The 23,852-nt window shown below is 47.4% G+C and carries 30 protein-coding genes; 13 read left to right on the forward strand and 17 right to left on the reverse strand.

Annotated features, from left to right (window positions below):
- Positions 1-150 precede the first annotated feature (150 nt).
- Complete coding sequence (locus tag ACPUC8_RS13860; RefSeq protein WP_494926535.1) at positions 151-825, forward strand: SOS response-associated peptidase family protein; 675 nt, start codon at positions 151-153, stop codon at positions 823-825.
- A 13-nt stretch (positions 826-838) separates the two neighbouring features.
- Positions 839-1,033, forward strand: coding sequence for a YrhK family protein (locus ACPUC8_RS13865; RefSeq protein WP_494926536.1), 195 nt, complete (start codon positions 839-841; stop codon positions 1,031-1,033).
- 278 nt (positions 1,034-1,311) lie between these two features.
- Here ACPUC8_RS13865 and ACPUC8_RS13870 read toward each other — a convergent pair whose 3' ends face one another.
- The 8 genes from ACPUC8_RS13870 to ACPUC8_RS13905 all read right to left on the reverse strand — a co-directional run bounded on the left by ACPUC8_RS13870 (position 1,312) and on the right by ACPUC8_RS13905 (position 5,898).
- Positions 1,312-2,001 (reverse strand): YadA-like family protein, encoded by a 690-nt coding sequence (locus ACPUC8_RS13870; RefSeq protein WP_494926537.1) that lies wholly within the window; start codon positions 1,999-2,001, stop codon positions 1,312-1,314.
- A 216-nt stretch (positions 2,002-2,217) separates the two neighbouring features.
- Positions 2,218-2,526 (reverse strand): hypothetical protein, encoded by a 309-nt coding sequence (locus tag ACPUC8_RS13875; protein WP_494926538.1) that lies wholly within the window; start codon positions 2,524-2,526, stop codon positions 2,218-2,220.
- 202 nt (positions 2,527-2,728) lie between these two features.
- Complete coding sequence (locus ACPUC8_RS13880) at positions 2,729-2,968, reverse strand: ANR family transcriptional regulator (protein WP_494926539.1); 240 nt, start codon at positions 2,966-2,968, stop codon at positions 2,729-2,731.
- Between the two features lie 4 nt (positions 2,969-2,972).
- Positions 2,973-4,058 (reverse strand): RecT family recombinase, encoded by a 1,086-nt coding sequence (locus tag ACPUC8_RS13885; protein WP_494926540.1) that lies wholly within the window; start codon positions 4,056-4,058, stop codon positions 2,973-2,975.
- A 2-nt stretch (positions 4,059-4,060) separates the two neighbouring features.
- Positions 4,061-4,882 carry a PD-(D/E)XK nuclease-like domain-containing protein gene (locus ACPUC8_RS13890; RefSeq protein WP_494926541.1) on the reverse strand — a complete coding sequence of 274 codons (822 nt, stop codon included), beginning with the start codon at positions 4,880-4,882 and terminating at the stop codon, positions 4,061-4,063.
- A complete protein-coding gene (gene gamL / locus ACPUC8_RS13895) occupies positions 4,873-5,166 on the reverse strand; it encodes a host nuclease inhibitor GamL (protein WP_494926542.1) in 294 nt (97 codons plus the stop codon). The genes ACPUC8_RS13890 and gamL overlap by 10 nt, the downstream gene beginning before the upstream one ends.
- Entirely contained in the window at positions 5,163-5,348 is a 186-nt protein-coding gene (locus tag ACPUC8_RS13900; protein ID WP_494926543.1) for a hypothetical protein, read from the reverse strand. The genes gamL and ACPUC8_RS13900 overlap by 4 nt, the downstream gene beginning before the upstream one ends.
- A gap of 91 nt (positions 5,349-5,439) precedes the next feature.
- The gene (locus ACPUC8_RS13905; RefSeq protein WP_494926544.1) at positions 5,440-5,898 is read right to left on the reverse strand and encodes a pentapeptide repeat-containing protein; all 459 of its coding nucleotides are present in this window, start codon (positions 5,896-5,898) and stop codon (positions 5,440-5,442) included.
- Positions 5,899-5,908: 10 nt separating this feature from the next.
- On the opposite strand from ACPUC8_RS13905, the gene ACPUC8_RS13910 reads away from it, so the two are divergent.
- The gene (locus tag ACPUC8_RS13910) at positions 5,909-6,232 is read left to right on the forward strand and encodes a hypothetical protein (protein ID WP_494926545.1); all 324 of its coding nucleotides are present in this window, start codon (positions 5,909-5,911) and stop codon (positions 6,230-6,232) included.
- A 54-nt stretch (positions 6,233-6,286) separates the two neighbouring features.
- Here ACPUC8_RS13910 and ACPUC8_RS13915 read toward each other — a convergent pair whose 3' ends face one another.
- Complete coding sequence (locus ACPUC8_RS13915; RefSeq protein WP_494926546.1) at positions 6,287-6,934, reverse strand: pentapeptide repeat-containing protein; 648 nt, start codon at positions 6,932-6,934, stop codon at positions 6,287-6,289.
- A 16-nt stretch (positions 6,935-6,950) separates the two neighbouring features.
- Positions 6,951-7,286: a ParE family toxin-like protein gene (locus ACPUC8_RS13920; RefSeq protein ID WP_494926547.1), complete on the reverse strand. Its 336-nt coding sequence runs from the start codon at positions 7,284-7,286 to the stop codon at positions 6,951-6,953.
- A 343-nt stretch (positions 7,287-7,629) separates the two neighbouring features.
- Between ACPUC8_RS13920 and ACPUC8_RS13925 the strand changes: the two genes are divergently transcribed.
- Complete coding sequence (locus tag ACPUC8_RS13925) at positions 7,630-7,941, forward strand: hypothetical protein (protein ID WP_494926548.1); 312 nt, start codon at positions 7,630-7,632, stop codon at positions 7,939-7,941.
- Positions 7,942-8,144: 203 nt separating this feature from the next.
- Here the strand turns inward: ACPUC8_RS13925 and ACPUC8_RS13930 are convergent, their stop codons facing one another.
- From ACPUC8_RS13930 to ACPUC8_RS13940, 3 genes are all read right to left on the reverse strand, one after another.
- Positions 8,145-8,405 (reverse strand): hypothetical protein, encoded by a 261-nt coding sequence (locus ACPUC8_RS13930; RefSeq protein ID WP_494926549.1) that lies wholly within the window; start codon positions 8,403-8,405, stop codon positions 8,145-8,147.
- 337 nt (positions 8,406-8,742) lie between these two features.
- On the reverse strand, positions 8,743-8,955 hold the full coding sequence (locus tag ACPUC8_RS13935) for a hypothetical protein (protein ID WP_494926550.1): 213 nt from the start codon (positions 8,953-8,955) through the stop codon (positions 8,743-8,745).
- A gap of 344 nt (positions 8,956-9,299) precedes the next feature.
- The gene (locus tag ACPUC8_RS13940; protein WP_494926551.1) at positions 9,300-9,941 is read right to left on the reverse strand and encodes a LexA family protein; all 642 of its coding nucleotides are present in this window, start codon (positions 9,939-9,941) and stop codon (positions 9,300-9,302) included.
- Between the two features lie 422 nt (positions 9,942-10,363).
- Between ACPUC8_RS13940 and ACPUC8_RS13945 the strand changes: the two genes are divergently transcribed.
- Both ACPUC8_RS13945 and ACPUC8_RS13950 read left to right on the forward strand, forming a co-directional pair.
- The gene (locus ACPUC8_RS13945; protein WP_494926552.1) at positions 10,364-10,702 is read left to right on the forward strand and encodes a hypothetical protein; all 339 of its coding nucleotides are present in this window, start codon (positions 10,364-10,366) and stop codon (positions 10,700-10,702) included.
- Between the two features lie 88 nt (positions 10,703-10,790).
- Positions 10,791-12,752, forward strand: coding sequence for a DnaT-like ssDNA-binding domain-containing protein (locus ACPUC8_RS13950; protein ID WP_494926553.1), 1,962 nt, complete (start codon positions 10,791-10,793; stop codon positions 12,750-12,752).
- Between the two features lie 202 nt (positions 12,753-12,954).
- Here ACPUC8_RS13950 and ACPUC8_RS13955 read toward each other — a convergent pair whose 3' ends face one another.
- On the reverse strand, positions 12,955-13,137 hold the full coding sequence (locus tag ACPUC8_RS13955; RefSeq protein WP_072034433.1) for a con-10 family general stress protein: 183 nt from the start codon (positions 13,135-13,137) through the stop codon (positions 12,955-12,957).
- Positions 13,138-13,908: 771 nt separating this feature from the next.
- Here ACPUC8_RS13955 and ACPUC8_RS13960 point away from each other — a divergent pair.
- Positions 13,909-14,859 carry a bifunctional helix-turn-helix transcriptional regulator/GNAT family N-acetyltransferase gene (locus ACPUC8_RS13960; protein ID WP_494926554.1) on the forward strand — a complete coding sequence of 317 codons (951 nt, stop codon included), beginning with the start codon at positions 13,909-13,911 and terminating at the stop codon, positions 14,857-14,859.
- Positions 14,860-15,252: 393 nt separating this feature from the next.
- Positions 15,253-15,666, forward strand: coding sequence for a hydroxyisourate hydrolase (gene uraH, locus ACPUC8_RS13965; protein ID WP_494926555.1), 414 nt, complete (start codon positions 15,253-15,255; stop codon positions 15,664-15,666).
- A gap of 158 nt (positions 15,667-15,824) precedes the next feature.
- On the opposite strand, the gene ACPUC8_RS13970 is transcribed toward uraH, so the two are convergent.
- Positions 15,825-16,034 (reverse strand): CsbD family protein, encoded by a 210-nt coding sequence (locus ACPUC8_RS13970; protein ID WP_494926556.1) that lies wholly within the window; start codon positions 16,032-16,034, stop codon positions 15,825-15,827.
- Between the two features lie 360 nt (positions 16,035-16,394).
- Positions 16,395-17,570 (reverse strand): MFS transporter, encoded by a 1,176-nt coding sequence (locus ACPUC8_RS13975; RefSeq protein ID WP_494926649.1) that lies wholly within the window; start codon positions 17,568-17,570, stop codon positions 16,395-16,397.
- A gap of 83 nt (positions 17,571-17,653) precedes the next feature.
- On the opposite strand from ACPUC8_RS13975, the gene ACPUC8_RS13980 reads away from it, so the two are divergent.
- A complete protein-coding gene (locus tag ACPUC8_RS13980; protein ID WP_494926557.1) occupies positions 17,654-18,154 on the forward strand; it encodes an Lrp/AsnC family transcriptional regulator in 501 nt (166 codons plus the stop codon).
- Positions 18,155-18,277: 123 nt separating this feature from the next.
- Here the strand turns inward: ACPUC8_RS13980 and chaB are convergent, their stop codons facing one another.
- Positions 18,278-18,511, reverse strand: coding sequence for a putative cation transport regulator ChaB (chaB, locus tag ACPUC8_RS13985; protein ID WP_494926558.1), 234 nt, complete (start codon positions 18,509-18,511; stop codon positions 18,278-18,280).
- Between the two features lie 522 nt (positions 18,512-19,033).
- Here chaB and ACPUC8_RS13990 point away from each other — a divergent pair.
- The 4 genes from ACPUC8_RS13990 (at position 19,034) to ACPUC8_RS14005 (ending at position 23,841) form a co-directional block, all read left to right on the forward strand.
- Complete coding sequence (locus tag ACPUC8_RS13990) at positions 19,034-20,014, forward strand: hypothetical protein (protein WP_494926559.1); 981 nt, start codon at positions 19,034-19,036, stop codon at positions 20,012-20,014.
- Between the two features lie 549 nt (positions 20,015-20,563).
- Complete coding sequence (locus ACPUC8_RS13995; protein WP_436339572.1) at positions 20,564-21,724, forward strand: diguanylate phosphodiesterase; 1,161 nt, start codon at positions 20,564-20,566, stop codon at positions 21,722-21,724.
- Between the two features lie 220 nt (positions 21,725-21,944).
- Positions 21,945-22,838 (forward strand): SDR family oxidoreductase, encoded by an 894-nt coding sequence (locus tag ACPUC8_RS14000; RefSeq protein ID WP_494926560.1) that lies wholly within the window; start codon positions 21,945-21,947, stop codon positions 22,836-22,838.
- Positions 22,839-22,884: 46 nt separating this feature from the next.
- Positions 22,885-23,841 carry an L-dopachrome tautomerase-related protein gene (locus tag ACPUC8_RS14005; protein ID WP_494926561.1) on the forward strand — a complete coding sequence of 319 codons (957 nt, stop codon included), beginning with the start codon at positions 22,885-22,887 and terminating at the stop codon, positions 23,839-23,841.
- Positions 23,842-23,852 lie beyond the last annotated feature (11 nt).

The raw sequence follows: 23,852 nt of genomic DNA on the forward strand, positions 1-23,852 counted from the left end.
TACAGCTGCATTCGTTGTGTTCAACTTTAGCTATGGCAAACCGACATGGAATCGGTCGTTTCCGCCTTGGGGCATGCTGACTGAAAACTGAATAAATTGAAGATAATCTCCTGTGAAGAATGCACGCTATTCTTAAAACAGGAGGTGCCTATGTGTGGTCGATTCGCGCAGTACAGCAGCAGGGACGAATACTTTGAATCACTCGGGCTCAAGCCTGACGAAATTCTTTATGACCCGGAGCCGATAGGGCGTTTTAACGTCGCTCCCGGCACCAAAGTGTTGTTGCTGAACGAGCGGGATGAGGAGTTGCACTTTGACCCTGTCTACTGGGGCTATGGACCGGACTGGTGGGATAAGCAGCCACTCATCAATGCACGAGGTGAAACAGCTGCGACTGGCCGCATGTTTAAACCCCTCTGGAGTCATGGCAGGGCGATCATCCCTGCTGATGCCTGGTATGAATGGAAACGAGATGGCGAGAAAAAACAGCCATACCTGATTTATCACAAGAACAAAGAACCTTTGTTCTTCGCGGCAATTGGTAAAGCACCTTACGATAAAGACCATGGCCGTGAAGGCTTTGTTATTGTAACGGCAGCGAGCAACAGAGGCATGGTCGATATCCATGATCGCCGCCCACTAGTTTTGAGTGCTAATGCTGTGCGCGAATGGATAAGTGGCGAAACCAGCCCGGAACGCGCGCAGGAGATTGCTCATGACGCCGTTGTACCAGAGAGGGATTTCACCTGGCATCCAGTAACAATCAAAGTAGGCAACATCCATAACCAGGGTGCTAGCCTTATTGAGGAAATCAAAACTGAATAAGCAGGGAGGCTAAATGCCAAACCGGGATGCGGAACTCAACACCGGTGCCGAACACCTTTTCATCGAGAGGGGTTATTGTGCGCTGGGTGCATTCAACGATTTGCTCATTTCGGTATGGTTTATGGTGGGCAGCATTTTCTTTTTATACGATAAGCGGATGAAGGATGGAGCGGGGTTATTTGTGGCAGGCCGCCTGCAACTGCTCTGAGGCCGTTGATAACACTTTGTGAACTCATACATGTAACACATGCGTGCAAACTAAGCGCACGAGTAAGCCATGTCACCCGATAATTAAAGAATTCATTTCACTCGCCTGAAATCATTGTGCGAATGTCCTAAGTTGCCGGCGTTATGGCTCTTGACGTTTCTATCCGATAATATTAAAAATATTATCGCCTGACAGGTCATGTTTAACCGTCCAATCATTCATCTCGCTTGTCAGGCCGTAGCCCCGTCCTCTGGATGGGGCTATTGTTTAGAGGGAAATTACCAGCCAATCGAAATGCCCGCTGCCACCCCCATATTTTTACTTGTGTCATAGCTCATAAAGGTACTGGCCCGGGCACTGTTCCCTAATTTGAAATGAGAGCCAAAAGCCACCGCACTCTGGCCACCATATGAACCGCCGCCGAGGCCCATGCCTACCGTCTTACCTTCAATGAAGGGAATAGCATTCATGGCCATCGCTGCACTGATCCCTGCCATAGCCTTTTTATGATTTTTAGAAACAGTTTGATTAAGTTTCTGAAATCGGTTGTTCGTCATCGTTTCGAACTGTTTCATGTCCTCTGACAGATGAGAGATTGAAGTTGAGTTATTTTTTGTGGTGATATCAACCTCTTGGAGCTTTACTTTATTCTTCGCTATCCCTTTTTTGTTAATAACAATATCACTTTTATTGTCATTAATTGATATTGTCTTTTTGATACTATCATCTTTGATTTTTTGCATGTCAGAATCAATGTTTTCTATATCTTTTTTTATGACGGGGATCTGCTCATTGTGATTCAGAACATCTGCATGAGTTTTTATGATGGTCTTTTGTATTGCAATAATATTTTTTTTAATATCAGAAAAGTCATTGTAACACTTCTCAAGTATACAGAATTTCGCATGTGATGGTATAGGGAAAGTAACACTAGCTATCAACATGGCCGTAAATATTCTGTTTCTCATTGCTCCCTCTCTAAAGTTCACCTGAGTTTATTTATTAGGCTTTGGTGTTTTATTGTGCCTTAGTAAAACATTCGTGCGAAACCTGAAAATAGTTTGTCTGTTAGTTGATGTTCAATGCTTGTATTTGATTGTCAGCTCTAGGTGCCCCCTCTTTAGGATGTACTAAAATAGTATGAGTTGGTTTAAATACATTTAAGTTAGATAAGTGATTTTTATTTAATCCTTTCTGGAGTGAGTTTTTTTAGAGACAAGGCGACTAATGTCTGAGGCCGCCACGTCCACGTTTATCGTTGTATAAAGGGGCGCAATATAATCAACAGGACGCCCTTTCAAATCAATGTAATTAGATGCATCTGCATGGCTCAGGAAAAGCTTGTCCTGGGCCTCTCCGGGGAGTTTTACGATCCATGCAGCTGGTGTTGATATCAGTGAAAGCTTAGCGATGATATAAACCAGTTGTTCCATATGCTCTGAGGTGGAATTGTTTAAATGACAATCTATATAGTTTAATAGCTTTTTGTTCATGAATGCCTCTCAGTTTTGAAAACGGAAGTATCCCTGTTTTATTTTGATTTGGCGAAATTCTTGATGAGACGCTGATTAATCGACTTCACCACATTCTTGATTGAGAAGAATTTATCACCCATATTTAGTTGGATGAAGTCATAAAAGTGAATGTTTCGCCTCTGTATCTAAAAGTTTGGTGTTGGCAAAGTGAAATATAAGACTATTTTTGAGACCATCCATTACGTAAAACACTCTGACAATACTGGCTGCGATGTTCTGACCATTCAGCATTAACCTGCCTCCTTGCCAGTTTCATGGCTTTTAACCAGAGAGCTCCGGCTTTTTCGTATTCACCTAAACCTTCTGAAATAGCAGCTGCTTCAGCGGCATGGTAATACCGGTTGTTACGAACAGTTCTTCTCACACTCATTCCCTGGCACATTTTTACACCTGTATTCACTACATTATTTCAGACTGGCTGCTTCTTCGATTTCAGCTTTTCTGACCAGGAAGACATCGGTTGCCCTTTCAAGCAATTCTGGCGTAGCAGCCAGAACCTTTGATGCGTATGCATAGCACCGGGCCACCGCGCTGACGGTTTCCGCGTTCATCGCAGCCTCACAAAAATCGGCCAACAATTTATCAGGGGTCCGTTCCTGATTATCCTCATCTGTCTGTTTGGCTTTTGATGTCCTTACTGGACGTGGAGTGGGTTTTGGCACAGGAACGACAGGTTGAGGTGATGGTGGATTTGGCGGTGGGGCCGGAGCTGGCGTATCGGATACGCTTTGTTCATCACTCGATGCTTGAGTTTCAGCCTTACCATGTTCAATCACCGCTTCGGCTTCCTGCCTGGACCGATTAATCAGTGCGTTTAAATCGGCAGATTTGACCGGGGTAATATCACGTTCAACAGGCGGGGCAGTGTCGATTTCGTCTGGTGTGTAAACGCCCAAAATAACGTCCGGACAATGCAGTCGCGCCCAGCGTTTGACCGCAAGATACGCCAGCTGTTGTTTGGGGTCGCTTGCCCACAGCGTTGAGTTGCGCACCTGCGCCTGTGTTAACAGGATTTCCAGCTCGCGTGGCTCTTCCTCATTCTTCATTGTTGCCCAGACCCGCACTCCACAGCCGGTTTCATCTAGGTGCGTCCATCCAGGGGCAACGTATTTATTTCCCTTTGACGAGGTTTTTTCAACAAATTTGCCGATAACATTCTCCCACGGGCCAAACCATGTGTACTGAATGCGATCGCGTGTGGGGGCCATGGTGGTGATGACGGCATTAACAAGCTGAGCTTCATAACCCAGAACGCCGTTAACGATGAAGGTTTTCTGTGCAACAGCAAAAGGGTTCATGCGCCACTGCAACGCCTGCATGGTGACGGCGAGGCAGTCTGACGCATTACCTACAAGGTGTGCTGGTACCGTTACCCGGCTGCCGGCCATGATTCCGGCAAAATGCACCAACTTATCCAGAGCATCGGGGCTGAAAATGGTGGCAGCTGTGCTGGTATTTTCTGACGTAGACTCCATCACTTGGGTCTCCATAATTAATACTCCTGTCTGCGTGCCCAGGCCGGGCGTTGGATTGTCTCAATGCCACCCCAGTGATCGTGAAGGCGGCAGTGGTGGTAGGTGTTGAGATTCTGGCGGAAGAGTTTTTTACCTGAATGCATGTCTTCGTCATCCAGCTCAAAAACCCTGACGGGGTAACGGCCGCAGTCGATCGATTCGCTGACGGCGATAAAAACAAACTGAGGGTATTCGCCGAAGCAACTGTTAAAACCTTCACAGTACATCGCGGCCTGCACGTGGTAGCGGAACTCCTCGATGTGACGTGAGAAGCGGGACATGTCTGCAACTTTTTTTACATCAATAATGACAGGGCGGTCGGACAGGTATTTATCCGGTCGAATTCTACAAAGCTCGTCTGTTTCACTGTCCCGCCAGTAAACCGACGATTCGCAATGCCCGTTTTCTTTAAGGAGAAATTTTGCTGCATGGTGAGCCATCGCACTGTCACGCATGAGAAGAAGCTTGCGCCCCTGTTCTGCATCGAGAACGGTCATACCCATCCGGCTACTGTCATCCAGAAAAACCTGTTCTTCCTCTTTTCCCTTGGTGGTGCGACGGTTAAATGAAGGCGCGACAACATACCGCCTGTCAAACTCATCAGGTTCCAGCAACATGCAATGTAGGGCACTGCCCATCTCCAGAGCTGCTGTTTTTTCCGTATCGACAGGGGCATCTTTACGCCATTTATAGATGGCAGGGTTAAGCGCTACATCATCAAGCTGTGACTTACTGACGCCTGGCCCTGCGTGATAGTCCGCGTTGCTGATGTCGTGATACACACCGGGTTTTACTGGCATGGTTCCTCCCATTTCAGTAACACCTGCAGGTCATAATTTTCATTTGCCTGCAGGTAAGCGAGATTGAGTATGAAATCATGATACTCAGCGTTTGCACTGGTACCGCTGCAGCACCGACTGACCTGAGGATGAAGCTGAACAGAACGGAATTCACTGAGTCTGTCTGGAAAGCACTTCAGGATGCGGGCAGCTTCGTCATCTATCCACTGTTCTTTCTCAATGGCTGCCTGCTCTGCTGCATCGAGTTGTTCCTTACGGCGTTCGAGCTGGATATAGGGCATCATGGCTGCCCCTCCTGAAGAATCATTTCGGTCAGTCGATCGGTCAGAACCTGCAGTAACGGTTTAGGCGGTTTACGACAAAAGCTGTCACTGTTCAGAATGTTTTTACGGCTGAACTCGACAGAGCGAATGGGATGAAAAGGACGTGCGCAGGCGGCATCGCCCCTGATGCGATGATTCATCATGGGTAAGGTTCCTGTTAGTGGGTTGGGTCAGGGCTATTGCTGTGAAGAAAAGGGGCCAAGTGAGATTAAAGGGGGCAGTTCTGGAATTAACTCAGCGCCTGATAACGATGATTTCAATCGCGATCATATTCAGACGAGCATTTGCGCTGTTATCCGGTAAGCGGGCACCTTCGGTCAGAGCACCCTGCAAATCTGCATCTGCAAGTCTGGCTGTGCGCATATCTACATTACGCAGATTCGCAGCCATCAGACGTGCGCGGCTGAAGTCGGTGTTGTTCATACTGGCGCCGGAGAGGTTGGTAAAAGGCATAAACGCGCTGCACAGGAGAGTGTTGTTCAGACAGGCCCCCTGCAAATTTGTCCCAATCATGATGACGCGGGTCAAATCTATATCATCAAGCGGTGCCCCTCTTAAATCCATAAAACTAAAATCGGCGCGTTTACCTTCGCGCCCAGAAGAGCGTAACCACACTTTATGTGCGCATAAAACAGTTTCAAATTGAGAGCGAGTCATAATATTACTCCAGTCATAAATGGAAAGTAATTGCATAGGGGAAACCGTGTGGCGGTTTTCCACTATTGGTTCTAAGCAAAATGTTTTTCAAATTAGGTTTCATAATTTTCTTCATAATGAACAAGGCGAAAAATATCAGTCACCAGAACGAACTACTCATCTTAACTCTTCGCTTCTTGCTGCTGCACGTGCAGTGAAAATGGATGAAGCTTTGCCAGAAATGACTGTCCGGATGCAGAAGACACCCGACGTCGTAACTGTTGATTGTGGTGCTGCATTTAATGCAGCATTTGCAACACGGGCATGTTTCAACAAGTTAAGAATGCAGGTCTTAATGATGAGCATCGATTCCTCACCATTTGTGATATAAGTGATTTTCAACGTGAATCTCCATAATCTATATTTAGTAGAAATAGGCATTTACTCAAAGCCAGTCGGGTCTTCCTCCTTTTCCTGTATATAAGTCCATAATATCGAGCAGTCTGGGGTAAAATTTTATTGCACGTTCACCATCCATAGATTCAATGTCGCTTTGTCTGAAGCGTCGCCAGTCTTCAATTTTATGAACCTGACAACCTGCACTTAACGTTACGCCATGCATAATTTGAATGCTGTACTCCTCACCGAGAATAAGCCAGGTGTCAGCAGGTAACCGCGTACCGAATAAATGAGCGCCTTTAAGGTTAGTGCCTGTTAAATCAGCGAGACGCAGATTGGCATCATAAAAATCTGTGCAGAAGAACTTAGAGTAACTCAGTGATGCATATTCGAATTTCACATGTGAGAAGTTCGTTTTTTTCATGTCGCATCCATTTAACGCAGCATGGCGCAATTTCGCGCGACTAAAATCACAGCCGCTCAGATCACATTGAGTGAAAATTGATTTCTCCAGGTTTGTGTTATAGAAACAGTGGTTGGATAAATTTCTGTAATTAAGAACCAGTCTTGTTCCTTCTTCACCGGCTGATGCCAGCCAGACATGATGTTCCTGTAGTAACGCCGATAACTCATCCTCGTTAATTACATTCTCAGCAGTTGCATTTGAATTATTTAAGATTGAAAGGTCAAACATATTTCTTTATTCCTGTTCAGAGTTCTTTGTCATAATCGGCATGACTGAGTAATACCCACTTTCTCCCTCCGTTTTTGGAAAGAAGACGCCAGGAGGGAGTTACACAGATGGAAAGATAGCCATGCCGGATAGATCGCCGCGGTTTTATTTGTCCCAGACGCCATTGCCTGAGGAGACAGCGCGCCCGGATGTACACCCGCTGAGGTGCTTTGTGTTTATTCATGGTTGACCACCAAGGCCTCTGCGCATGCCGCTGCAAGTTTCTGAATGAACACCCAGCGAACGCCTTCTCTGAACCTGGCAAAGACTTTCGTGCGTCTGAGAGAACTGGCGGTAAAAATGTGCCAGCCATATCGGTATCGATAGATCATTGTTTACTCCTGATGAGTGAGAGATCTACTGGAAGGTTATTAATGCCTGCTTTTAACCACATCAGGCGAGGTGGTTCCCGTGTACCCCTACAGCGAGAATTGGTGGTAGCATCCCCGTACCCCTACAGCACCGAGACGTACAATGGATGTGATCACAGGCTTCAACATTGCCAGACAAGCATTCGAGTTACTTAAAGTCATCAAGGATGGCCGGGATGAGTCGCTTATACGCGAGGCAGCCGGTGAGTTATCCGAGAAGATTACGGAGTTGCAGATGCTGAATGCAGAGTTGTTTGCCTATATCAGGCAGAGAGACAGGTCACTATGGAACTTCGCGAGCAAAAGAGAAAAATCGAGATTTTTGCAGTGCAGGGCGGCAATTACGAACTTCATACAACCGATGGCGGTTCTACGGTATACCGGTTAAAGAAAACGGAAGCTGAGAACTTCCAGTATCACTATCTTTGCGCCCATTGCTACAGTGAGAGCAGGATAGCGATCCTTCAGCCTAAGCCTGAACGCAGCCAGCATGCCGGTTTTTTTATTCATTACTGCCCTCAATGCAAAAACGAATACAGAATGCAGAAGGTTCCTTTTCGTGAGTTACCTCAGACTGTCAGACCCTTTCCGCATTAAATACGACTGATGCGGAAGAAGATGTTTAGCCGAAAAAATCCCAGCATAGCCAGGATAATATTGTTCAGGACTATCTTTCACCAGACAATGAGGCTGAATGGTGTTTATTATACTTTCAGATTGTGTGGTGTCAGGCGAGATATATAACGCGTTATTTATAACGGGTAACGACATTCATTAACCTGCATAAATAACTATTGCTACTATTGCTCAGATTCATGCTGCTGTTCACACCCGCAGCATTTGGGACGTAAGTCTGGATGTACCGCATACAGGGGCTCCAGAATTTCACTGATTATATTATCGAGGGAGATCTGCACTTTCTCCATGTACCCCTCTGACTCCTCCTGAGTTACTTTTCCCTCAGATTCATACTCATAAATATTACCGACTGAGATACTCAGTTCACGCACAACCATTAATACCGATTGTTTAACGCTGACTGCTACTTCGCGATTTTTCACAAGGTGCTCCTGGATTGATTAAGCCTTTAAAGGCTAGTTTGAAGGGGGGTAACAAAACAGGTATATGCTGCTGGTAGATTTCCGACTAACTTGTCAGCTGTTTTGGCAAAAAAAAATCCCGCACGAGGCGGGAAAGTATTTCAGGTATGCAGGTGGACGGCCTGATACCGTACGCCCGGCAAGTTGGGCTAAATCGCTACGCGATATTACTAGACGAGGAGTCAGAATTACTTCCTGACGAAGAATTTATAATCTAATCGTTGTGCATTTTTCTGAATAAATTCATCTTTTCGCTCATTTCACCTCTGAAATTTTTTTATAGGTTGAGGATTAAACGTCAGGCCTTGCTTGTTTTCATTAAAAAAATGGATAAGCAGGGCGATTTTTGTTTTTGAGGTTTGCTTTGTCCAAAACAGTCGCGCCGAGCATCACGAATCCTGGCCAGATCAAAATCACTGGCATTGCGGTGATAAGTCTTGATATGAGTCAGGGGAGCTCGTGGGTCGAAGCGTCTGTTACAAAGCGGGCATACAGCGGTAGTGCGTTTCATGCTTCCTTCTCCAACAAAGGACATGACACTGGGCAATGCCATGTCTTTTGTTGCGAGATAGGGTGGGTTTTGCCTCTTCGGGATATCGCACTCCTGTGCTCCTCCCGCCCGACTTTACTGAGCCGTACAGACTGCTTTGGCGGTCAACTCTTTTGAAAACCAGACTACCAAATATGCATTCATGAGTTCACGTAGTGTGTCATGTATGCCCTTAATTCAAACTTAAACCTATATACTCGTGTGATCAACCTCATTTTGTGATCATTCGCTGAAATAGATCTAGGTTGTTGAATTTGATCAGAAAAAACTTTGGCCCAGCATCGAGCCAAAGTTAACTGGAGGATTCATCCGAAAAGAGTATCTGGCCAGGCAGCAGCAACAATCTTGCCAATAATTACGGCAGAGTCATTTTGAGGAATAGTTTGGTAACGGGTTGCAGTGTTCAGAGGTTCAAGCCAGCCCCGGCCATCCTCTTTAACAAATTTTTTGAATGCGATCTCATTTTCTGAAATCAGTTTTACCAGGCAGAAATCACCTGGGTCAGGGGTGTGATCAGGATCGCAAAGAACCAAAATTCCTTCAGGAAAGCTTGGTCTCATTCCTAACGGTGCTGTCATTGAATGGCCCACTACTTCATACCAGAATGCCCGGTCTCCTGCCTTGGTACCAGATGGAGCAGTGAGTATTTCCTCGTCTGCTAAAAGTTCATCAAGGTTCTGTTTTAGAAGCTTTTCTGCCTGCAAGACTGGATAATTAAACTCGTTAAGAACGTTGATAGCTTCATCACCAAACAGCAGAAATGCCGGGGTTACATTCAATGCTCTTGCCAGTATTTCGGCATCATCTGCGCTTAATTTCCTGACCTCAAGTTCATAGTTTCCCAGCCTTGAAGCAGTAGGCCAGCCGCAAACTTTAGCGAGTTCAGCCTGGCTTAAGCCTAAGCTATCCCTCTGTTTTTTAATCCTTTCTCCAATTTTACTTGGCATAATTATCGCTCATTTTCACACAACGTGAATGCATTATACACGGTAATTGACCTCGCCCCACAAATTGTGTCTAATAATATTTGACTTAAGTACGCGGGAGCGCTCTATGAACCAGATAGCCACATTAAGAAAGCAAATCGGGGTTTCCCAGGCTTGTCTCGCCAAAGCAATTGGCTGGATCCCTTAACGTTTATCAAATTACGAGAATAACCTCCGCACGCCAGGTCTGGAGGACTGCAGGAAGATAGTGATGGGTTTAAAAAGTCTGGGGTGCCCTTGCTCAATTGATGACATCTATCCACCCACTTCAGAGGTAGTTCAGTAATTAACTTTAAGATGTAAAAGCAACTATCGTTACCTGAGCATTCTCACGGGACGTTGTTTGAATGCTCCTAATCCCACCCGTTACAGGAGTTAAATTCATGCGCAATGCAAATCCAAGCAAAAGCCAGAGTTACGCCTGCCAGGGAAGGCATTTGCTGGCTTCTGCCCATAAGGCTTTACTCAAAACCCGCCAAACTGAAGTTGCCCGCCGACTGAACGTGGCCGACTCCACCATTCTCCGTAGAACAGAAAAATACCCAGAAATCATGGAAACGCTGGCAGCAAGTGGGGTAGAGGATTTTGTGTTAAGGGGGGAGATGAAAGTGCCACTGGATCAGTATCGGTGGTTGCTCACCGTGGCCATACAATTTGCCGAGTTCGAACTGGAGCGCACAAATGAGAAAACCCCGGACTGCGTCAACAGTACCGGGGTTTAATGCAGAACAGTTTCGCTAGAAACCATCTCAATTATGTCAGCAGCAGCCGCGTAAGTAAACGGCTGCAATTTGAGTTTAGGACCAGGAAATGAACGCTGAAAAAAAGAACACACCAGCACCCCCATCTTCCCGTTCAAAGGCGCATTTGTTGGCGCAGCATCTTCCGGCTCTGATTTGTGAAGAAGGTGAAGAATATGACCCGGCCATGCAAAAGCGTTTAAAACAGGAAGCAGTTCGTGACCATCAAGATAACACTGTAACCGGGCTGGTGAAGTTTTGGTCTGCTGCCAAACATCATGTCCGAAAGGGCGTGATACCTGATGCTGATCTCTCATATGTCGATTACATCGTGGACTATCCCGGTTTCGGTCAGGCCATGCAGAAGGTGGGATGGATTAAATATGACAAAAAGAAGAACTGCTTGCTGATACCAGCAATGAAAAGGGAACAACTGAAGGCGGAAGCCAAAAAGGCGCAGGCTGCATTGAGGCAAAAGCGTCACCGGACGAAGCTTAAGGTCAGGAACTGGATTATTGAAGGAAGAAAGGCTGCTGCTGTACTTGCTAATTGCTCGCGTTTTAAAAATGAGAAAGCCGTTATAAACAATGATGTTGTCTATGATGAACAGGGCAGAATGACCAGACTAGGCTCGGTCATCATGAATGGAAACGAGATGCAGGTCTTTTTCAGTTCTCCCCGACACCGTGTAAGAGACCGGCATGGCAGCTCTCCCTGGGCATCTAATAAAACGGTCGGCAATTCAGGGGTCACTTGTAGCGTTACGGACAGCGTTAAAGTAAGTGATTCTTGTGTCACTCCTGGTTTTGCAAAAAGCGTTACGCTCTGTAATTCAGGCGTCACTCCGGGCAATGCGAACAGCGTTACGCATGGTGATTATGGCGACACTCCGGACGTCACGAACAGCGATACGGTCGGCGATTTTTGCGTCACTTCGGGCGTCATGAAAAGCGTTACGCACGATGATTCTGGCGTCACTTCGGGCGTCATGAAAAGCGTTACGCAGGGTGCTTCAGGCGACACACCAGGTGTTGCGGAAAGCGTTACGCACGATGATTCTGGCGTCACTCCGGGCGTTACGGAACGCGTTACGGTCGGTGCCTCAGACGTTACTCCGCGAGTCGCGGAAAGCGTTACGCACGGTGCTTCAGGCGTCACTCCGGGTGTTGCGGAAAGCGTTACGCACGATGATTCTGGCGTCACTCCGGGCGTCACTCCGGGTGTTGCGGAAAGCGTTACGCACGGTGCTTCAAGCGTCACTCCGGGTGCTGCGGAAAGCGTTACGGTCGGTGCTTCAGACGTTACTCCGCGAGTCGCGGAAAGCGTTACGTTCGGTGATTTTGGCGTTACGCAGAGCTTCACGAATCACGCTCCTCGACGCCTCTCGCGTGTTATACCTTCGCGCGCGCACACCCGTTTTAGTTTTTTAAGATCTAAAACACTAAGATCAAAACATAAAACAACACACAGCGCGCGCGAGAAAATTTTCATGGCGGCGATGAGATTCAAAACCAAAACTGCCATGAGTCAAAACCCCACATGGCCAGCGCGCTTTGGTCAACACGAACAAATTCCGATGGGCCTGTCAAAACCACGAAATCATCCCAAGACATTCGACCCGCTGCTCAACGTGACTCAGAGTTTTACGCTCTGGCGAAACGACCAGAGCGCGGCCTGTGTGACCCAACACACCCGACATGCCGAACCGACCCCATTGCCTGAAAAAACGATGAGCGAGCCGGGTAAATTCAGGCTGTTTTCCGAATGGTCACCAACTGCAGACTTCCTGGCACACGCCCAACACATCGGCGTGACGCTGTTACACGAAGCTACCGATTACGAGGTGGCGGAATTTATTAATTACTGGTCGGAAGAGGGCGTACAGCACACCCAGAAGCAGTGGGAGATGAAGCTGGCACGATTTATCGGGAAGGGGCGTAAGAGGGAGGCTAAGCGCGCTTCAGGGCGCCAGGACTTCACAATTCCAACAAGCATGGATTATGCAATCCCGGATGGGTTCCATGGGGGCTGATAAGACAACCATGAATAAAACAGCTCCCTTAGTGAACATGGGAGCTTGGAGGGCTGCTTAGAGCGAGGAACGGACATTGCTAAGCATGAATTCAGATGCATAGGGGGAGACAATCTATAATATCCCCAAAACCGCCTTGAACGGTGCTCTAGACAGGCGGCAGGGATTTGAAGGGGGAATAACTGTACCTCATCTGTGACGACTATTCCTTTTCAGGTCCTCTCCGGCTTACCTTACCACCTTTACGGCCCGCTTCGCGGGCACGGTCCGGATCGTTTCGGAAATTTCCTCCGCTAGCCTTACCCCCTTTACTGCCTGCTTCTGCAGCGCGTTCACGATTATGTGCAAAGTTGCCCAGACCACCGCGTAAAATTTGTGATGTCATGACGCCCCCTGTTAGCGATAAGCGAAGCTTTAAATATAGCAGGCTAATCAGAACTGGCAGGGATCAGGCTAACGATTTTTAGAAAGTCGAAGTTCTACATAACAGCCACTTACGTATCTTTTTACTATAAATTGGTTCTGGATAAAGGCGTAAAAACATAAACACTGCTAAAGTTTAATTGATGAGTAGCCACTGTAGCTTCAGTGTGGTGTAGTCAAAAACGCTTTTCCCTGGTGTGGTCACTACCATATGACACCCGCTCCGGCGGGATTTTTTTTGCCTGAATCCCAGGATTAATTACAGGGTGCAAGGCAAAAAAATACCCGCTCATGGCGGGTGAAATTCGTTACAGAGAATAGTCTCCATACCTATTCCGACAGGAAGAGGTAATTAACGTTCAGTTTATTTCTCTGTTAACGATGACGGTGTGAACCTGCTGCCCTGTCCGGCAGCGAGTTCTGCTAAAGCAGTTCTTATCTGAGCGCGATTGGATTTCTGCTCAGTGAGAACGGATTAAGCCAGACGATAATACACCATTTTGCCTAAACCGAAGGTATTTTCGCAATCTCCAGCCCCCCCAAAAAAAAATCCAATGACCTGCCTTCTATTGACCCATACAGGCTGCTTTATGCAACTTCAGCGAAGGAACGCGGCTGTTGTAGGCCAGGCTTAAAAGGCAGTTGCGAGCGAGGAACGGACATTAAGTAAGAGATTGACAAGCATTCTGCGATAATGGTTGTATAATGCAACTATTATCACAAGGCAATCATAATGATTTCAGAGCGTCAGAACATAAAAAACATCCGTGCTGCATCACGTTTAATGGTGAGAGAGTTGGGCTTCATGAACCAAAATCTGGCTGCAACAGATTATCCTCCCTCTGCCGTTCACGCATTACTTGAAGTTGAAACGCATGGGTCAGTAACCGCCGCTCAACTGGTGCAAATTTTAGAGCTTGAGAAGTCCAGCGTCAGCCGCATGCTTGCTAAGCTCATCGAAGCCGGAGAACTTGAAGAAAACACGTCTGCTGATGATGCGAGGGCGAAGCTTTTAAGCCTCACTGGGAAGGGTAAAAAGACAGTACAGAGTATCAATGCTTACGCTGATCAGCGGGTCGCGGCAGCTTTAGATAAGCTCGATCCCTTTACGCAAGAGACTGTATCACATAGTCTTTCTTCATATTCCAGTGCACTGAAATCCAGTCGCGAAAACACCGAAGGGAAATTGCAAAGCAACTTCAAAATAGTGGCGGGCTATCATGCGGGTATGATTGGCCGCATTACCGAAATGCATGGAGGCTATTACGCCAGAGAGCATAATTTCGGCCATTTTTTTGAAGCTAAGGTTGCCGCAGGCCTTGCAGATTTTTCAGCTCGCCTGGATAAGCCATGCAATCAGATTTGGCTGGCAATGGTGAATGAGCGCATAGTCGGCTCAGTTGCAATAGACGGCGAGGACCTGGGTAATAATGAGGCACATCTGCGCTGGTTCATCCTTGACGATGGTTGTCGTGGCAGCGGACTGGGTAGAAAACTCATTGGAGAAGCGATGAGATTCTGTAATGAGCAGAACTTCTCTTCTGTACAATTATGGACATTCAATAAACTGACCGCGGCAAGACGATTGTACGAATCATTCGGATTTGAGTTAGCGAAAGAATGGGAAGGCGACCAATGGGGCAGTATTATTACTGAGCAGCAGTTCTCTCGCAAATCATCTTAAAATCGCTAACTAATTCCCCTTGAAGGACAGAAAGTTTTTCAGTGCTTAGATTGTTCAATCTTTCTGTCCCTGATTAGCAATGTCTGCTTCTGGCACACTGCTGCCGTTCAGTTCGGGCTTCTTCATAATATGTAAGCTATAGGCCAATTTTAGTTGGCAATGGTCAAGTAACTTACAAGCGGTTGCCAAGTAAAATGCAAATAGGTAATCAAGTGAAGGATAATAACCAGCCGGGAATGAAACAGACGCCTTTTTTAGATAGGCGCCTGAGAGAACTTCAGCCCGAGAATGACTGCGCTAATCTGGGAAATTTCAGATCCTTAAGCAGGATATATCCATTTTAATCCCGTCACGCTTATCCTTCCCGGGTCCATAAACCAGAAGGAAGATAAGATGAAATTGGAGCATTACTTATTGGGCGGCGCGCTGGGTATCTTCAGCGCGACCGGCTATGCTGCGGAGATGAAAAATCCGTTGAGCGTGCACGTGCTGAATCTGCAGACCGGCGTTCCGACTGCCGGTATTGAGGTAGAACTGGATAAAAAGCAGGGAGAAGAATGGATCAGGCAGGGCGGTGGAACCACTGACGGAGAGGGTCGCATTTCCTCACTCTATCCTGCGGATCAGAAGGTACAGACAGGCATATACCGCGTGGTTTTCAAAACCGGTGACTATTACAAAAAACACGATCAACCGACCTTTTTCCCTGAGATCCCGGTGATGTTCAGTCTGGCCAGAACCGATCAGCACTATCATATCCCGCTGCTGCTCAGTCAGTACGGGTACTCGACTTATCGGGGAAACTGAGAGCAGACCCCGCTGTTAGTTACACAGAGTCTGATCAGGGTTATAGCTTCTGAGAGTCGCCATACCGTCCAGCCGGGGAGGGGAAAAAGCTACCAACCCAGCGGGGCCCTCCCATAAAAAAACCGGCTTAACGCCGGTTTTATCCAGATAACTGTTGTTTACCATTTGTACTTATTAGAATCTTCCCAGTCCTTGAGCTCTTTTTCAGCTTGTTCCTTACCGTAACCGTAGCGCTCCTGAATACGACCGACCAACTGGTCGCGCTTCCCTTCCGCTACGTCCATGTCGTCATCGGTGAGCTTGCCCCATTGTTCCTTCACTTTACCTTTGAACTGCTTCCAGTTTCCGCTGATGCGATCTTCGTTCATATCGGTCTCCTTGGTTAACTGAAAGGCTGCCGCCGGGCAACCTCCTTACAGAACTTTATGCTAATCAGTATGGCTCATATACCTGATTTTTCCTGCACAACGTCACACTTACGGATTTTTCCTGAAGGGTGGTTAACCCAAACGGCGGAATGGTCTTACTGAGGTATTTGCTCTTACTTGACTATCATGTTGGCAGTTTACTCGACTTCCCTATTCCAGTTTTCATAGTCATATTCAACAAAAGTGCATCAAAAAACCTGATAAGTTGACAGGCAGCTATCAGCGATGAACGGACGTCCAGTTATAGATTGAGACGTCCAATTCATTGAGAGTTTCTTAATCTGTTATTGCAAACTCTGTTCAATATGAGCTTGCACGCAGAGCAAATTCCTTACGAGCATTCAACCATGCGAGATAAGCAAAACCGAGCGCGATAAATGACAGAAGGGCTCCGGACCAGTTTGGCGAAACGAGTCCCAATCCGGCTGCTATGGTGGCTCCTCCTACCCATGCACCGAGCGCATTACCGAGATTAAACATGCCAATATTTACGGAAGCTGCCATTGTTGGCGCACCGGCATGGCTGGCACGATCCATAACCAGTTTTTGAATGGGAGAGACAGTCGCAAAACCAAACGCAGCCATGAGGAAGACGGATGCACCGGCGACCAGCTTATTTTCTACGTCAATCCAGAAAATGAGTAGCACTATCCCCTGAGCAGCCAATGTCACAAAAAGCGTGCCAAAAAGCGAACGATCGGCAAAACGCCCCCCCATCCAGTTTCCCACGGCCAGCCCCAACCCGAATAAAACCATAAGCCACGCCACACCAGTGTCAGAGAAACCCGCAACCCCGGTCATCATGGGTGCGATATAGGTGATTGATGTAAAAAAGGCAGCCGGACCGAAGACCGTAATTCCCATTACCAGCAAAACCTGGGGATCGACAAAGGCACGCATTTCGGTCCTTAAAGCGATAGGCTTGCCCTTTTCAAGATGGGGAACGAGCGAGGCGATAGCCGCGACTGTAAGCAGACCTATGCCTGCAATAACCCAGAAGACCAGACGCCAGTCGAACGCCTGAGCGAGCCAGGTCCCCAGCGGTACGCCAACCAGATTAGCCACGGTCAGACCTGAAAACATAAAAGCAATGGCGCTTGCCTGACGATCCGGAGCAACCAGTGAAGCTGCAATGATCGACCCTATACCGAAGAAAGCACCATGATTGAAGGAAGTAATGACACGACCCACGATGGCCACAGGCAGTGTAGGTGCTAAAGCGGTAATAACGTTGCCAAGGGTAAAAATGACGGCCAGCGCTACCAGCATGGCCTTACGGGGTATCCTCGACCCCAGCACTGTCATCAGTGGTGCGCCTATAAAAACACCCAGTGCGTAGGATGTGGCCATAGTCCCGGCTGAAGGGATACTTACGCCAAAGTCCGTCGCTATCTGTGGAAGAATTCCGGCAATCACGAACTCTGTCAGACCTATACCAAATGCGCCGATGGCGAGTGCTAATAATGCGATGGGCATTGAAACTCCAAATTGTGTGCTTAACTGAATATCATTAGGTAAATTCAATTATATTCATATCTTCATTCAGCACTGGGACCCCTATGAGCGCATTTGATAAAGAAACAGATGGTATTCGGCAGGTAAAGCATAAACCTGCAGATCTGGATGCAATTGACCGAAAAATATTAAGCGCGCTGGCAGAGGATGCTGGCCGCAGTTATACCGAGTTAAGCGAAATCGTGAATCTATCGGCGCCGGCAGTTCATGATCGGGTCAAGCGGTTGAAACGTGATGGGGTGATTAAGGGGACGGTAGCGATACTTGATGGTTGTAAGCTTGGCAGGACGCTATTGACGTTTCTTGTCGTGGATACCAGCAGTTACCAGGCGACACGAGCACTTCTGCAGTTTACCAGTCGAAGGGAGGTTGAAGAACTGCATACCGTCGCGGGTGACGGTTGCGTTCTGATAAAGGTGCGTGCTGCTGATACCGAGTCGCTGGAAAACTTTTTAATGGAAATCCAGAGTGTCGACGGAGTGAGATCGGTGCGAAGTTATATTGCACTATCCACATTTCTCGAAAGAGGCCCTTCTCCTGACTGAGGAGAAAGGTTCAGGGCAAGTGTCAGTAAGCGGTCTTTCACCCTTTTTTAGTACTAAACTAAGATTTCGGGTGACACCCGCCCTTATTAATGGCTGTGCGATACATAGCCTTCAGGCATGTGATCAGGATTTCTTTTTATGCCACTTGTCGTCGCTCCCTTTTTCATAGGTATGCTTGACTGCTGCCCAGGCCACTTTATGTGATACTTCCTCACGAGAACTGTCATCCTTGCGGTCTTTTTTGTCTTTGTACTCGTTCCAGGCACTGTTAAATGCCTCAAGGTAAATGTCCTGCGCATGTGCAGGAAGGACATGCCTGACGCTGTCTGGCAGGGAATCTCGTGATTTATAGGGCATATTTACCTCACTCTGATTAGTGAATTAAGCCTGGTTCACTTGTGATAATTTTCAACGTGTATTTCAGGGTACATAAAGAATGTTAGTATTAATGATGCATCGATGAGACTTCTTCAACCCACAGATTAAGCTCGTCTGCGCTTCTAATCGAGTTTTAAAGATATCTTCACGCTACTGGTCAGTTCAGATACTCAGAAAGGGTACTGACTTACCGTATTTTTGTTGAGATTCACTCTAGCCCAAGCGGTATAGATGCGCCGCCATAAACATTCACCATGTTAAATGGTTATCAAATTTAAAATTCAAAAAAGCATTTTGAAAAAAACCATCTACCATTCTAGGTAAGTGGAATTAATCTTCATTTCTACAGATGGTTTTATTTTTCTGTGTCTTACCGCTTCCCTTTTATATAGGGTTTCATCTGATTACTTAAGAGTCTTAACGTTGTAAGTGGTTATGTTTCCTGTTTCTTCGGGCAGTTCCTGGTTATGAATACAAAAAATTAATCTAAGGAAAACAGCTATGACTCACATTCACGAAGAATCTACTGTTAACAGTACGTATCCCGATACTCGTCTGCCCCCGCGCTCCTCGAATACCAGCGCTGTATCATGGGGTGCCATCTTTGCCGGCGCGACAGCTGCGGCATCCCTTTCTTTGATTTTGATAATGCTCGGTGCCGGTTTAGGTCTGACTTCCGTTTCACCCTGGGAAGGTCGTGGACTTGACGCAGGTACGGTAGGCATTACCGCCATTGCCTGGCTGACCTTTACTCAGGTTATTGCCTCAGGTATGGGAGGTTACTTATCTGGGCGGCTGCGCACGAAATGGGTTGATACGCACACTGATGAAATTTACTTCCGTGATACCGCACATGGTTTTTTGGCCTGGGCGGTTGCAGCAATCATATCAGCTGCGCTGTTAACCAGCACAGTGGGATCCATTGTTGGAGGAGGGGCTAAAATTGTCGGTACCGTTGCGGGGGGTGCAGCAGCAACCACGGCAGCAGGTGCCGCTGATATGGCGAGCGGGTCGTCTGGATCGCTGGGTTCGTCAATGGATTACTTTATTAATTCGATGTTCAGGGAGAACAATCATGCCACTTCTCCGGATAACGCAGCTAATCCCGCTTCGTCAACTGCTCCTGCAACGCCATCGACCTCTCATCAAGAGGTTTCTCCTGCGCAGTTAGGAGAAGTGTCCGGAATATTTGTTAACAGCATTACCACCGGAGCCTTACCGCAGGAAGACCGTCAGTATGTCGCCGGGTTGATTGCTCAACATACAGGTATCAGCCAGCAAGAGGCTGAAAAGCGGGTTCAGAGCTCCTATGACAAAGCACAGGCTAAATTAAAAGATGCGAAGGATAAAGCGCAGCAAGCAGCGGACACCGCGCGTAAAGCCACGAGCTATCTTATGCTCTGGATATTCATTTCTCTGCTTGCGGGTGCCTTTGTAGCCAGCCTGTGTGCGACCTTTGGTGGCCGTCAACGTGATTTATAATTCTTAATTTTATGAGAGGTTTAAAATGCGCTCATTACTACTGTTCTTTTTAGGTGTGCCAATTCCAATCATTATCCTGATTGCACTTTTTGTTCATTGATGTGGATTGGATAGACAGACATTAACCCGTCAGGGCTGGACAGAGGTATGAAATAAATAAATGCCCGAAAGGGCATTTATTTCTCTCACGCCCATGATGGAGCAGCAAGGATTAAAGTCGTTAGGGTTATTCATAAAGGTCAGGTGGCTTTATAGTTTGTTAGCATGTGGTTATGAAATGATTTTATGGTGAGAACTTTACAGCATCTCCTTTTCAGACACTCCTGCTCTCCTGAATAAGCTCAATAATGTGTTCGCATTGTGCTCACTTCAGATTTATTTTCATTAAAAAGGCATAAGTAATTACTGGATGTTACTCGCTTGGCTTATTGCGCTGATGATTGAATTAATACAGTTTTTAGCACGCTTCGCTTGATACCGGTTCGGTTTCATAAAGCGAGCTAGCCTGATAATGTGTTGGTGACAATCTGCGATTTACTGGAGCGTGAAATGCATACAACAATAATTTATCGAAGCCATCTCTCGGATGATGTCCCTGTCAACATACTGCCTGGAATGGTAGATAAAGCAACCCGGCGAAATGCCTGTCATCAGGTGACGGGCATTCTGCTTTTTAACGGGACACATTTCTTCCAGATCCTTGAAGGGCCGGAAGAGGGCGTTCTGGATATTTATGGACGGATTTGTGCTGACAAACGACATCATAATGTTGTTGAGCTGATGCGTGACTATTCCCCCTCCCGTCGCTTCGGCAACCACGGTATGGAATTGTTTGATTTGCGCGAGCATGACTCTGGCAGCGTGTTGCAGGCCGTGCTTGACCGGGGGACGTCAAAATACAGACTGACCTATGCTGATCGGGGTTTGCAATTTCTCCGGACCTTTGTTGAGGCTCGAGAGAAAGAGAATTATTTCGAAGTGCTGCCTGCAGACTACTGGGAGTTTATCCCGGCGGATAATGAAACGCCAGCAACAGCGCCAGGTGTAACATTTCGTCCCGTTGTGGATCCACTGGGACGCGAAGTCACGGCACTTGAGGCAATACCTGGAGAGGCACTGGAAGTGCTGACGGATGCTCAACGTTATGCACACAACCTGCGTGCGGTGACCCAGGCATTACGAAAGGCTGGCAGTTCGTGTCCGGATGGGATGACACTGTACATCAGCATTTTGCCGATGACGCTGGTTTCTGTCGATGGGGCTGTCGACCAGATTGTGCATGCTATCAAAGAGGCTGAACTTGTGCCACAGCAGGTCATACTGGGCGTCAGCGAAACGGAGGTGATTTCACAGCTCGATGCTTTTTCGGCATCGGTGCGCCAGCTCAAACAGGCAGGCATCAGCCTCTCGATTGATAATTTCGGCGATGGCTCAGCCGGGCTTTCGCTGCTGGCACACGTTCAGCCTGATCGTGTGCGTATTGGTGCCGGGATCATTCGCGACATACATCGCAGCGGCCCAAAACAGGCAGTGGTTCAGGCGGTGATTCGGTGCTGTTCTGCACTGGAAATCAACGTCATTGCAGCGGGTATAGAGCGTCCTGAAGAGTGGATGTGGCTTGAAGCTGCCGGGGTCATTGATTTTCAGGGTAACCTGTTTACTCATGAAGGTAGCGCTGTGGCATGGCCTGAAACCCGCGAAGCTGTCTGAGCACGGTAATTTGATTTAAGGCGGTTCGGGAGAAATCCCGATCACGCCTGTTAGCTTCAAAAATTTAGATTATATCTCGATACTTGCTTTCAAATAACAGTTGGATATTTAGTATGAGGAACGTTTCGCTTATACATAAATATTATTTTTTGGATTTTACGTGACAAATATCACATTTTTGCCAGGCTTAATTATCGCACTGACAAGGAGATAATGAGATATGAGTTCATTTACTAACAAAACACTTATTACCCAGCAATATCCTAAACCTCCTTTTAAAAAACAGCATCAGCCGATTCCCGGGCTGGCAAGTGAAATGGAACCTCGTCCCGACCATGGTGAAACAAGTTATCGCGGTACCGGACGTCTGACCGGTCGTAAAGCACTGATTACCGGAGGAGATTCCGGTATAGGACGTGCTGTCGCCATAGCATATGCTCGTGAAGGAGCAGATGTTGCCATTAATTATCTGCCGGAAGAGGAGCAGGATGCGTCAGAAGTCGTGCAATTAATCGAAGCGGAAGGGCGTAAAGCTGTCGCTATACCGGGTGATATTCGCTCAGAAGCGTTTTGCCAGCAACTTGTAAAAGAAGCTGCAACAAAATTAGACGGTCTGGATATTCTTGTGAATAACGCCGGTCGTCAGCAATTCAATGAATCCATTCGCACGCTTTCCACTGAAGATTTTGACGCGACCTTTAAGACCAACGTTTATGCCATGTTCTGGATAACCAAAGCGGCGCTGGAATATCTGCCAGCCGGTTCATCAATAATCAATACTACGTCAGTTCAGGCATATAAACCGAGCGCTATTTTACTGGATTATGCCCAGACAAAAGCAGCAATCGCGGCTTTCACAAAAGCACTCGCGAAACAGTTGGGTGAGCAACAGATCCGCGTTAACGCTGTCGCACCCGGACCGTACTGGACTGCGCTTCAGGTCTGCGGAGGTCAGCCTCAGGAAAAAATCGAGGAGTTCGGTGCTACCGCTCCGTTAGGTCGACCCGGCCAGCCAGCAGAAATTGCCCCGCTCTATGTCACCTTTGCTGAGACCACCAACAGCTTCACTTCCGGTCAGGTGTGGTGCTCTGATGGCGGCACGGGCACCGTCTGATTCTCTGAAGTATTGGTGAAGTTCGTGGCCGCTAGCGGCCACGTTGTTGTCTCAGCAAGCAGGGAAGACCCATGAACAATCAGGTATTACATTCGCCGATCTGAGGATGCAAAGACGTGAATTCATTGCCGGCGGGATAGCAACATTATGCCTGTCTCACAAAGCTTTTGCTGTGGCAGAGTCCATCGTTAAACCGCAACTGCAGGTTGCGGCGACTTCACCCTGGATTGCCAATGGTGTTGCCGTAACAACCGGGGGAGCGTTGTTTCTTAATTTTCCTCGCTTCAAAGGACATCAGAATTCGCCTTCGCTCGCACGCGTGACCCCATCCGGATTAATACCTTTCCCGGGTGGCAACTGGAATGGGTGGAAACCGGGAAACGACGGCCATGACACCCTTGTGAATGTTAACGCCTGCCATCACTTTGGTGACAATTTACTATGGGTGGTCGATCAGGGCGCACCTCAGGGCGAAAAGCCATCACCCGGGGCGGCGAAGCTTGTTGCGTTTGACGCATCTTCGGGCGAAACGGTAAAAGTCATCCGATTTGATGAAAAAGCGTTACCTGCAGGCGGGGCACTGAACGACCTGCGTATACACGGGAGTTCGGTATACGTCACAGATTCGGGATTGGGTGGTTTGCTAATTCACGACTTAATTTCTGGTAAAACAATACGAAGGCTGTCTGAAAATAGACTGCTACGCAAACCAGAATCAATCGACCAGAAAGGTTACAGGGGGCGAATTCTTGAAGATAAAAACGGAAAACGGCCCAGCGTACACAGTGATGTTATTGAAGTCAGTCCTGACGTCAAGTGGCTTTACTATGCGACGCCGACGGGGCCGCTCTATAGAATCCCCACCGCATCACTACACGATACCGGGTTGAATAACGATGCACTGGAGCGGCGTATCGAAAAAGTAGCGGATATTCCTTCAGTCGGTGGGTCCGCCATCGATGCTGCGGGAAATATTTATCTCTCAAATGTGGAGAAACGTTAGGTCGATATACT

It is taken from the genome of Pantoea sp. CFCC18177 (assembly GCF_059412425.1).

What these genes read in the sequence shown, in the direction of transcription:
- ACPUC8_RS13860 (WP_494926535.1), top strand. Translation starts at nt 151, where the DNA reads ATGTGTGGTCGATTCGCGCAGTACAGCAGCAGGGACGAATACTTTGAA.
- ACPUC8_RS13865 (WP_494926536.1), top strand. Translation starts at nt 839, where the DNA reads ATGCCAAACCGGGATGCGGAACTCAACACCGGTGCCGAACACCTTTTC.
- ACPUC8_RS13870 (WP_494926537.1), bottom strand. Translation starts at nt 2,001, where the DNA reads ATGAGAAACAGAATATTTACGGCCATGTTGATAGCTAGTGTTACTTTC.
- ACPUC8_RS13875 (WP_494926538.1), bottom strand. Translation starts at nt 2,526, where the DNA reads ATGAACAAAAAGCTATTAAACTATATAGATTGTCATTTAAACAATTCC.
- ACPUC8_RS13885 (WP_494926540.1), bottom strand. Translation starts at nt 4,058, where the DNA reads ATGGAGACCCAAGTGATGGAGTCTACGTCAGAAAATACCAGCACAGCT.
- ACPUC8_RS13890 (WP_494926541.1), bottom strand. Translation starts at nt 4,882, where the DNA reads ATGCCAGTAAAACCCGGTGTGTATCACGACATCAGCAACGCGGACTAT.
- gamL (WP_494926542.1), bottom strand. Translation starts at nt 5,166, where the DNA reads ATGATGCCCTATATCCAGCTCGAACGCCGTAAGGAACAACTCGATGCA.
- ACPUC8_RS13900 (WP_494926543.1), bottom strand. Translation starts at nt 5,348, where the DNA reads ATGATGAATCATCGCATCAGGGGCGATGCCGCCTGCGCACGTCCTTTT.
- ACPUC8_RS13905 (WP_494926544.1), bottom strand. Translation starts at nt 5,898, where the DNA reads ATGCAATTACTTTCCATTTATGACTGGAGTAATATTATGACTCGCTCT.
- ACPUC8_RS13915 (WP_494926546.1), bottom strand. Translation starts at nt 6,934, where the DNA reads ATGTTTGACCTTTCAATCTTAAATAATTCAAATGCAACTGCTGAGAAT.
- ACPUC8_RS13920 (WP_494926547.1), bottom strand. Translation starts at nt 7,286, where the DNA reads ATGGCTGGCACATTTTTACCGCCAGTTCTCTCAGACGCACGAAAGTCT.
- ACPUC8_RS13925 (WP_494926548.1), top strand. Translation starts at nt 7,630, where the DNA reads ATGGAACTTCGCGAGCAAAAGAGAAAAATCGAGATTTTTGCAGTGCAG.
- ACPUC8_RS13935 (WP_494926550.1), bottom strand. Translation starts at nt 8,955, where the DNA reads ATGAAACGCACTACCGCTGTATGCCCGCTTTGTAACAGACGCTTCGAC.
- ACPUC8_RS13940 (WP_494926551.1), bottom strand. Translation starts at nt 9,941, where the DNA reads ATGCCAAGTAAAATTGGAGAAAGGATTAAAAAACAGAGGGATAGCTTA.
- ACPUC8_RS13945 (WP_494926552.1), top strand. Translation starts at nt 10,364, where the DNA reads ATGCGCAATGCAAATCCAAGCAAAAGCCAGAGTTACGCCTGCCAGGGA.
- ACPUC8_RS13950 (WP_494926553.1), top strand. Translation starts at nt 10,791, where the DNA reads ATGAACGCTGAAAAAAAGAACACACCAGCACCCCCATCTTCCCGTTCA.
- ACPUC8_RS13955 (WP_072034433.1), bottom strand. Translation starts at nt 13,137, where the DNA reads ATGACATCACAAATTTTACGCGGTGGTCTGGGCAACTTTGCACATAAT.
- ACPUC8_RS13960 (WP_494926554.1), top strand. Translation starts at nt 13,909, where the DNA reads ATGATTTCAGAGCGTCAGAACATAAAAAACATCCGTGCTGCATCACGT.
- uraH (WP_494926555.1), top strand. Translation starts at nt 15,253, where the DNA reads ATGAAATTGGAGCATTACTTATTGGGCGGCGCGCTGGGTATCTTCAGC.
- ACPUC8_RS13970 (WP_494926556.1), bottom strand. Translation starts at nt 16,034, where the DNA reads ATGAACGAAGATCGCATCAGCGGAAACTGGAAGCAGTTCAAAGGTAAA.
- ACPUC8_RS13975 (WP_494926649.1), bottom strand. Translation starts at nt 17,570, where the DNA reads ATGCCCATCGCATTATTAGCACTCGCCATCGGCGCATTTGGTATAGGT.
- ACPUC8_RS13980 (WP_494926557.1), top strand. Translation starts at nt 17,654, where the DNA reads ATGAGCGCATTTGATAAAGAAACAGATGGTATTCGGCAGGTAAAGCAT.
- chaB (WP_494926558.1), bottom strand. Translation starts at nt 18,511, where the DNA reads ATGCCCTATAAATCACGAGATTCCCTGCCAGACAGCGTCAGGCATGTC.
- ACPUC8_RS13990 (WP_494926559.1), top strand. Translation starts at nt 19,034, where the DNA reads ATGACTCACATTCACGAAGAATCTACTGTTAACAGTACGTATCCCGAT.
- ACPUC8_RS13995 (WP_436339572.1), top strand. Translation starts at nt 20,564, where the DNA reads ATGCATACAACAATAATTTATCGAAGCCATCTCTCGGATGATGTCCCT.
- ACPUC8_RS14000 (WP_494926560.1), top strand. Translation starts at nt 21,945, where the DNA reads ATGAGTTCATTTACTAACAAAACACTTATTACCCAGCAATATCCTAAA.